Origin of the sequence: [Ruminococcus] torques ATCC 27756, from assembly GCF_000153925.1 — a bacterium.
In the GTDB taxonomy this organism is placed as follows: Bacteria; Bacillota; Clostridia; order Lachnospirales; family Lachnospiraceae; genus Mediterraneibacter; species Mediterraneibacter torques.
This window is the reverse complement of the sequence record NZ_DS264378.1, coordinates 1-7,500: the sequence shown is the minus strand read 5'-3', so window position 1 is coordinate 7,500 and position 7,500 is coordinate 1. Positions and strand designations below refer to the sequence as shown.

The following is a 7,500-nucleotide window of genomic DNA, read 5'->3' as shown; positions in this document are numbered from 1 at the left end:
AGCAGTGGATTTTTAAGAAGAGAGAATGCCGGAATGAGTAGCGAGAAAGAGGTGAGAATCCTCTTGGCCGAATATCTAAGGTTTCCAGGGTAAAGCTGATCTGCCCTGGGTAAGTCGGGGCCTAAGGCGAGGTCGAAAGACGTAGTCGATGGATAACAGGTTGAAATTCCTGTACTATCCTGTAACAGAACTGTGGGGACGCAGACAGAGAGCACAAGCCGGGAATGGAAAGACCGGTGCAAGCGAGGTAGGAGTACATCAGGCAAATCCGGTGTGCAATCCGAAGACGTGATGCGGATCGAAAAGAAGTAGAGAAGTGTGTGAGCTGGCTGCCAAGAAAAGCCGCTATTGTTTACAGGATACCCGTACCGTAAACCGACACAGGTGGATGAGGAGAGAATCCTAAGGCCGACGGGAGAAGCATTGTTAAGGAACTCGGCAAAATGACTCCGTAACTTCGGGAGAAGGAGTGCCATGCGAATGGCCGCAGAGAATTGGCCCAAGCAACTGTTTAGCAAAAACACAGGTCTATGCGAAACCGAAAGGTGAGGTATATGGGCTGACGCCTGCCCGGTGCTGGAAGGTTAAGGGGAGAGGTTAGCGCAAGCGAAGCTTTGAACTTAAGCCCCAGTAAACGGCGGCCGTAACTATAACGGTCCTAAGGTAGCGAAATTCCTTGTCGGGTAAGTTCCGACCCGCACGAAAGGCGTAATGATTTGGGCACTGTCTCAACAATGCACCCGGTGAAATTGAAATACCAGTGAAGATGCTGGTTACCTGCGCCAGGACGGAAAGACCCCATGGAGCTTTACTCTAGCTTGATACTGGGATTCGATATTGCATGTACAGGATAGGTGGGAGACTAGGAAGTGGTGACGCCAGTTGCCATGGAGTCAATGTTGGGATACCACCCTTGCAGTATTGGGTTTCTAACCAGCAGCCGTGATCCGGCTGGGGGACAATGTCAGGTGGGGAGTTTGACTGGGGCGGTCGCCTCCGAAAGGGTATCGGAGGCGCTCAAAGGTTCCCTCAGAATGGTTGGAAACCATTCGAAGAGTGCAAAGGCAGAAGGGAGCTTGACTGCGACACCGACGGGTGGAGCAGGTACGAAAGTAGGACTTAGTGATCCGGTGGTATAAAGTGGGATTGCCATCGCTCAACGGATAAAAGCTACCCTGGGGATAACAGGCTTATCACTCCCAAGAGTTCACATCGACGGAGTGGTTTGGCACCTCGATGTCGGCTCATCGCATCCTGGGGCTGTAGTCGGTCCCAAGGGTTGGGCTGTTCGCCCATTAAAGCGGTACGCGAGCTGGGTTCAGAACGTCGTGAGACAGTTCGGTCCCTATCCGGCGTGGGCGTAGGATATTTGAGAGGAGCTGCCCTTAGTACGAGAGGACCGGGGTGGACTGGCCGCTGGTGTATCTGTTGTATTACCAAGTGCATAGCAGAGTAGCCAAGCCGGGAAGGGATAAACGCTGAAGGCATCTAAGCGTGAAGCCCCCCTCAAGATGAGATATCCCATAACGTCAAGTTAGTAAGACCCCTTGAAGACGACGAGGTAGATAGGGCAGAGGTGGAAGTGTGGCAACACATGGAGCTGACTGTTACTAATAGGTCGAGGGCATAACCAAAGCGGAGATAGGCACATGTCGTTGGTTAGCATCTGTGTTTTAGATGCTTATCAAAGACGGTACCCGTAAGGGTAGGATGAAAAAGATTCTTTGTATGTAGTTTTGAAGGTATATGTAAACGAGATATAAATAAGAAGAGAATATTTTCCAAACGGAATGAGAGAAGGCAGCGTCTGAAAAGGCGTTGTCTTTTTTTGCGGCAGAGGCAAGCTAAAGTCGGGCTTGTCAGAAATATTCTAATAATTATATGTGCCGGTTAAATATTTAAGGAAACACTGATTAATGATTTGATTTTCTTCAAGAATGGACATTGTATAATGATCAGTTCTGATTTTTTAAAAACAAGTGTCGTTTTTGTATTCCTGCCGGAGAAACGCATAAAAACCTTAGTTTTACAGATACTACCTTTATTGACAGAAATATGATAAAGATAGAAATTTGCAAAACGGAGGATTTTTTATGAAAGCAACAGGAATCGTAAGAAGAATTGATGATCTCGGCAGAGTTGTAATTCCGAAAGAAATCAGAAGAACGCTTCGTATACGCGAGGGAGATCCTTTGGAAATATTTACTGACAGAGAAGGCGAAATTATTTTGAAAAAGTATTCTCCGATCGGTGAATTTGGAATGCCTGTAAAATTGTATGCGGAAAGTTTATCTCAGACAATGGGGTGTACAGTGTGTATTACAGATACAGATCAGGTTATCGCTGTTTCGGGAGCAGGTAAAAAAGATTTAGAAGAAAGATTTGTAAGAAAAGAGTTTCTTCAGGTTTTGGGAAACAGAGAAGTTTTAACGGCGTGTCAAGGAGATGACAGATATGTAAAAGTGACGGAAGAAATGAATGAATATGAGGATGAAGTTATATCTCCTATTATCAGCGCGGGAGATATAATCGGGGCAGTCGTTTTATTAAACAAAGATAAGAAAAAACATTTTGGCGAAGTAGAACAAAGAGTTGCCGTCAGCGCAGCGGATTTTTTGGGAAGACAAATGGAATAACAGCAAGAACAGCTTGGTAAATATGAGGGAAATAAGTATTTTCACCAGTCATAAATCTTTCGGGACAAACATATGCTTTATTAGTGATGATACGAAACGGGAGGTTTGTGATGGAAGCAAAAGAATATGGAAATGTTGGGAAAAAGGCGATCTGGTTCGTGAAATCACTTTTGTGTGGTTATATTGTGACAGGATTCTTACTTTTGATACTGGCGCTGATGCTTTATAAGCTTGGTTTGAGTGAACAAAATGTCAATGCCGGAATTGTTTTAATTTATGTGATTTCAACATTTTCCGCGGGTTTTGTACTTGGGAAGTTGGCGGGAAAAAGAAAATTCTTATGGGGGCTGTTTGCCGGAATAACATATTTTGTCCTGCTTATGCTGATTACTTTGGGAGTATACCATGCGTTTCAAGGGAATGTGACAAATATTGCTGTGACATTTTTGCTGTGCGCCGGAGGGGGAATGCTCGGAGGAATGATTGCCTGAAAACAGTTCATATCTCAATCATTTCTCAATCTTGCAGAGCAGTTAAAAATGTAGGTTTGTCAAACATATGTTACACCCCGATCAATAAATTCCCTCAGAACAGTTTGTGGTGATTTCCACCCCAGAGGTCTCATGGGAAACTGGTTATAATCCCTACGGTTATAGGTTTGAAGCTGCTTGGAAAAATCCTCAAAGGAATAGAAAGTATGCGAGGTATAAAAACGTTCATTATCCTTGCGGTGGCTGCGTTCCACTTTTCCGTTATGACGTGGTGTAAAGGGTCGGATCAGTTTATGTTGGATGCCAAGTTCTTTTAAAGTCCGTTGGAATAAAGTCAATGTTTCTTTGCCGGAAGTGGAAAAGCGCTTTGTAAACTCCACGCCGTTGTCTGTCTGAACGCATTCGATTGGCATAGGAAAGCGTTGGATCAGATGCTTGAGGAACTGTGCGGATGAATAGGTGCTGTGTTCTTCAAAAAGCTTCCACATACCGCCAGCGGGAGTACTCATCAATGGCGGTATACTGATAGAATTTCTTTCCTTTCGCATTATTGACAAGACAACATGCAGGAACGAATTTCACATCGACCTGGATACGCTGTCCGGGATATTTCATCTGCTCATAAGGCTTCGGAATATATTTGGGATTCGGAAGTTTTTGAGCCAAGATTCCCTGTTTCTTCAGAAAACGATACAATCCTGGGATGGAACGTTTATAACCGCGCTGCATAAGTTTGACCCAAAAGACAACCAGACCAGAATGGGGATTGCGCCTACGCATATCTTGGATCAGCTTGATTTCTTCAGGTGTATGCTGATTGGGATGGTGATGGGGACGGCGTGAACGATCGCGGAGAGACTCTATTGTGCCGTCATAGCGGCGCTTCCAACGATAAATATACTGGCGGTTTGTCTTATATTTAATTGCTGCTTTTGAGACACCATATTTTTCGGCGAAACGGATCAGGGATAGACGATACCTCATATCTTGTGTTATACTTGCCATGCGGGAATACTTCCTTTCTTAAATGTTTAGGTTTGGTAGCTTAAAGCATAACACAGAAAAGGTATTTCCGCTTTTTAATTATTCAGTTGTAACACATGTATTGTAATCCTACATTCTCAATCTTGCAGAGGGTTGAGTGAATAAGTAAATTCCATATGTAAAAGTAAATTCCATACAGAAGACTAAATTCGATATTTTAGGGTTTGACGAATTGTGTCAAATCCTTTAAAGTGGAATTTAACCAGATAATAAATGCTTTTCTGCAATAAAAATGTATGCTAATGAGACAACTGGAATCTGCTCTGTAAGACTAAATTCCACTTGTCTGGTATGTGTGATATGGAGCCTTTATCCGCAGATTTGTTTTATTATCTGGTTTTATTTTTTCAATAATGCAGGCGTTAATACGATCTCATCTGCCGGTATTTCAGTGAGAGCAAAAAAATTTAAAAGTTCATGTGGGAGCATGATTTTTGCAAGAGCCATAGGCGACAATCCACCAAGGCTTTGTCTTGGAGTACTGTTGATATGGCTCATCATCAGATTGATCTCTTTTTGCGAGTAATCGTCAAAGGATGTTCCTTTCGGGCATATTTTTCGGATATATTCATGGTTCTTTTCACAATGCGGCTTTTGCCAGGAACACATCGGATCACAATAATAAATACTTGTCCGAATCAGGTTGTCTTCACCACATTCCAATGCATCCGGAATCTGAAATTCACCGCCTCTGTCCGTTAAAATCAGCGAAAAAGCAGAGGCAAAAGAAAAGGTTCCAATCGCATGCTCAATGGAGTCAAATACATTTTTTATATGATCGGATTCTTTGCTGTCAAGAAGATACGCCATCATAAAAGAACATTCGGAAAAGTGGAAAGTGAGTAACACCTTGTGGGAACCTTCACAGCCGAGAACGGTATCCATTTCAGTAACTCTTGTATCCGGGAACTCTTTTAAAAATGCCTGAAAGTCTTTGTAAGTACGACCTTCATAGATTGTTTTATCAACTAATTCAGAAGAGCCGGAAGAACGGAGCTTATATTTTACTTTTTTAGGCAGATCGATATTTTTAACACTCAAAGCTCCGGATTCAATGTAATTGTAAAGCGTTTTTTCTGAGTAAGGGATCTCCGGATGATTCTGTAGGATCATGTAAGGGGGACTGCCCCTGCATAATCAGTGGGGAAACCAGTTCATCCAGCCTTATCAAATCTTCAGGAGAAATGTTGATACCAGTTCGCGATTCAATCAGAACGGTTCGATATTCCCTGTGAGCAATCGTGGCTCTATAATAAGCCTTATCCAAACGGCATCCGCTTTTTTTACTGCAAGCATTGCATACAAAGGGAGCTTTATCTAGTTTGGAACAATGATAACTGCGAGGAATGAAATCATCGCAATGGGAATTACAGTGGTTGCAGAGTTTACACATTCTTTTGCATATCGGAGCATAGATTTCACAGATATTCTTTTTTTTGCAGTCTTTTATTAGAGCACATTTATTTTTTGATTCATTGAAGTGGCTATGTTCCTGAATAGTGCGGTGCTTTTTAATTTCTTTGGAGATAGTGGTTGGATCTTTTCCTAACTGTAGCGCAATGCTATGGAGGGAGTTTCCTTGATCCAACCTTTTTTCAATTATAATACGCTGATCCATTGTCATATGCTTTTGATTTCCAGGGATAGATTTACACATAAGTACCTCTTTTCTACTGCGGATAGAAGGTACTAAAATAATATAGGATATAGAAGAAGAGAGTAAGACTAAATTCAGCATGATGGTGGAATTTAGTTTTTCATTTAAGGCAATCTTGCAGAGCAGTTAAAAAACTCTTTAAAAATGGCGCATACTGTGCTATAATTTTATGAGCGTAATAATGTTATAAGATTAGGAGGACAGGACATGAAACATATTAAAACATTAAATACACAGACATTGAATCACACAGTAAAAAAAGGCGGATGCGGCGAGTGCCAGACATCATGCCAGTCAGCATGTAAGACATCTTGTACTGTTGGAAACCAGACTTGCGAGCAGAAGAAATAATTAAAATATCGTAAGAATACGGGGCAATAGGGTGAAGAAGGCAGCGGTCTTTAAAAGCCGCTGCCTTATGCTTGTTTGAACGAAATGAAAGAGAGGTATTTTTCGTGATACATTTGTATCAGAATAACGGATATAATATAGTGTTGGATGTCAACAGCGGTGCAGTGCATGTCGTAGATAAGGCAGCGTACGATGTGATCGGCGCGTTAGAAGAGCAAAATGAATTACATACGGCAGAAACATTGAAAACACCGGAAACTTTTGAGTTCTTAAGATCAAAACTCGGAAGTACATACGCAGAAGAAGATATAAGAGATATTTTGGAAGCTGTCGCAACGATTACGCAAGAGGGAAGACTTTTTACGAGAGATGTTTATGAAGACTACATTGATGAAGTGAAGCAGAGAAAAACAGTTGTCAAGGCGCTTTGCCTGCACATCGCACATGACTGTAATCTGGCCTGCAGATACTGCTTCGCAGAAGAAGGGGAATATCATGGACGCCGGGCGCTTATGTCTTATGAAGTAGGAAAAAAAGCGCTTGATTTCCTTATTGCGAATTCGGGAAAAAGAAGAAATCTGGAAGTAGACTTTTTCGGCGGAGAACCGCTTATGAACTGGCAGGTTGTAAAAGATCTTGTCGCTTACGGGCGAGAGCAGGAAAAAATCCACGATAAGCATTTCCGTTTTACAGTGACGACAAACGGAGTGCTTCTAAATGATGAGATCCAGGAATTTGTCAATAAAGAGATGGATAACGTCGTACTTAGTTTGGATGGCAGAAAAGAGGTTAACGACAAAATGCGTCCGTTTAGAAACGGAAAGGGAAGTTATGATCTCATTGTGCCGAAATTTCAGAAACTTGCAGAGAGCCGGAATCAGGAGAAGTATTACATAAGAGGAACATTTACGAGAAATAACCTGGATTTCTCCAACGACGTACTTCATTTTGCGGATCTTGGATTTGAGCAGATTTCAATCGAGCCGGTCGTAGGAGAAGATACAGATCCTTATGCGATCAGAAAGGAAGATCTTCCGAAGATTTTTGAAGAATATGACAAGTTGGCAAAGATCATGGTAGAGCGTGAAAGAAGCGGACGGGGCTTTACATTTTTCCATTTTATGATCGATTTGGAAGGCGGGCCGTGCGTTTCAAAACGTCTGTCGGGATGTGGATCGGGAACAGAATATCTTGCAGTAACTCCGTGGGGAGATTTGTATCCATGTCATCAATTTGTCGGACAGGAAGAATTCCTTATGGGAAATGTGGACGAAGGTATTACGCATACGGAGATTGCGGATGAATTCAGAGGATGCAGCGT

At 42.4% G+C, this 7,500-nt stretch carries 8 protein-coding genes and 1 rRNA gene (1 of these 9 only partly in view); 5 read left to right on the top strand and 4 right to left on the bottom strand.

Annotation, left to right across the window (positions count from 1 at the left end; genetic code table 11):
• From RUMTOR_RS11610 to RUMTOR_RS11600, 3 genes are all read left to right on the top strand, one after another.
• Nucleotides 1-1,634: ribosomal RNA gene (locus tag RUMTOR_RS11610) — 23S ribosomal RNA — on the top strand (it extends 1,353 nt beyond the left edge of the window).
• 459 nt (nt 1,635-2,093) lie between these two features.
• Nucleotides 2,094-2,636: a stage V sporulation protein T gene (spoVT, locus tag RUMTOR_RS11605; RefSeq protein WP_004846353.1), complete on the top strand. Its 543-nt coding sequence runs from the start codon at nt 2,094-2,096 to the stop codon at nt 2,634-2,636.
• A 110-nt stretch (nt 2,637-2,746) separates the two neighbouring features.
• Nucleotides 2,747-3,127 (top strand): TIGR04086 family membrane protein, encoded by a 381-nt coding sequence (locus tag RUMTOR_RS11600; RefSeq protein WP_009243477.1) that lies wholly within the window; start codon nt 2,747-2,749, stop codon nt 3,125-3,127.
• Nucleotides 3,128-3,186: 59 nt separating this feature from the next.
• On the opposite strand, the gene RUMTOR_RS13560 is transcribed toward RUMTOR_RS11600, so the two are convergent.
• The 4 genes from RUMTOR_RS13560 to RUMTOR_RS14060 all read right to left on the bottom strand — a co-directional run bounded on the left by RUMTOR_RS13560 (nt 3,187) and on the right by RUMTOR_RS14060 (nt 5,909).
• Nucleotides 3,187-3,540, bottom strand: a complete 354-nt coding sequence (locus tag RUMTOR_RS13560) for an integrase core domain-containing protein (RefSeq protein ID WP_242647686.1) — start codon at nt 3,538-3,540, stop codon at nt 3,187-3,189.
• A 58-nt stretch (nt 3,541-3,598) separates the two neighbouring features.
• Complete coding sequence (locus RUMTOR_RS13555) at nt 3,599-4,132, bottom strand: helix-turn-helix domain-containing protein (RefSeq protein ID WP_004848142.1); 534 nt, start codon at nt 4,130-4,132, stop codon at nt 3,599-3,601.
• A 378-nt stretch (nt 4,133-4,510) separates the two neighbouring features.
• Nucleotides 4,511-5,212 (bottom strand): IS30 family transposase, encoded by a 702-nt coding sequence (locus tag RUMTOR_RS14065; RefSeq protein ID WP_242647707.1) that lies wholly within the window; start codon nt 5,210-5,212, stop codon nt 4,511-4,513.
• 10 nt (nt 5,213-5,222) lie between these two features.
• A complete protein-coding gene (locus RUMTOR_RS14060; protein WP_004848137.1) occupies nt 5,223-5,909 on the bottom strand; it encodes a helix-turn-helix domain-containing protein in 687 nt (228 codons plus the stop codon).
• A gap of 126 nt (nt 5,910-6,035) precedes the next feature.
• On the opposite strand from RUMTOR_RS14060, the gene scfA reads away from it, so the two are divergent.
• Together scfA and scfB are read left to right on the top strand one after the other, a co-directional pair.
• Nucleotides 6,036-6,179 (top strand): six-cysteine ranthipeptide SCIFF, encoded by a 144-nt coding sequence (scfA, locus tag RUMTOR_RS11585; protein WP_004846150.1) that lies wholly within the window; start codon nt 6,036-6,038, stop codon nt 6,177-6,179.
• 104 nt (nt 6,180-6,283) lie between these two features.
• Nucleotides 6,284-7,500 (top strand): thioether cross-link-forming SCIFF peptide maturase (gene scfB / locus RUMTOR_RS11580; protein WP_044998296.1); only part of this gene is annotated, 1,217 nt, incomplete at its 3' end.

Excerpts from the sequence above, each read along its gene's own strand:
- spoVT (WP_004846353.1), top strand. The coding sequence starts at position 2,094 with ATGAAAGCAACAGGAATCGTAAGAAGAATTGATGATCTCGGCAGAGTT.
- RUMTOR_RS11600 (WP_009243477.1), top strand. The coding sequence starts at position 2,747 with ATGGAAGCAAAAGAATATGGAAATGTTGGGAAAAAGGCGATCTGGTTC.
- RUMTOR_RS13560 (WP_242647686.1), bottom strand. The coding sequence starts at position 3,540 with ATGCCAATCGAATGCGTTCAGACAGACAACGGCGTGGAGTTTACAAAG.
- RUMTOR_RS13555 (WP_004848142.1), bottom strand. The coding sequence starts at position 4,132 with ATGGCAAGTATAACACAAGATATGAGGTATCGTCTATCCCTGATCCGT.
- RUMTOR_RS14060 (WP_004848137.1), bottom strand. The coding sequence starts at position 5,909 with ATGCTGAATTTAGTCTTACTCTCTTCTTCTATATCCTATATTATTTTA.
- scfA (WP_004846150.1), top strand. The coding sequence starts at position 6,036 with ATGAAACATATTAAAACATTAAATACACAGACATTGAATCACACAGTA.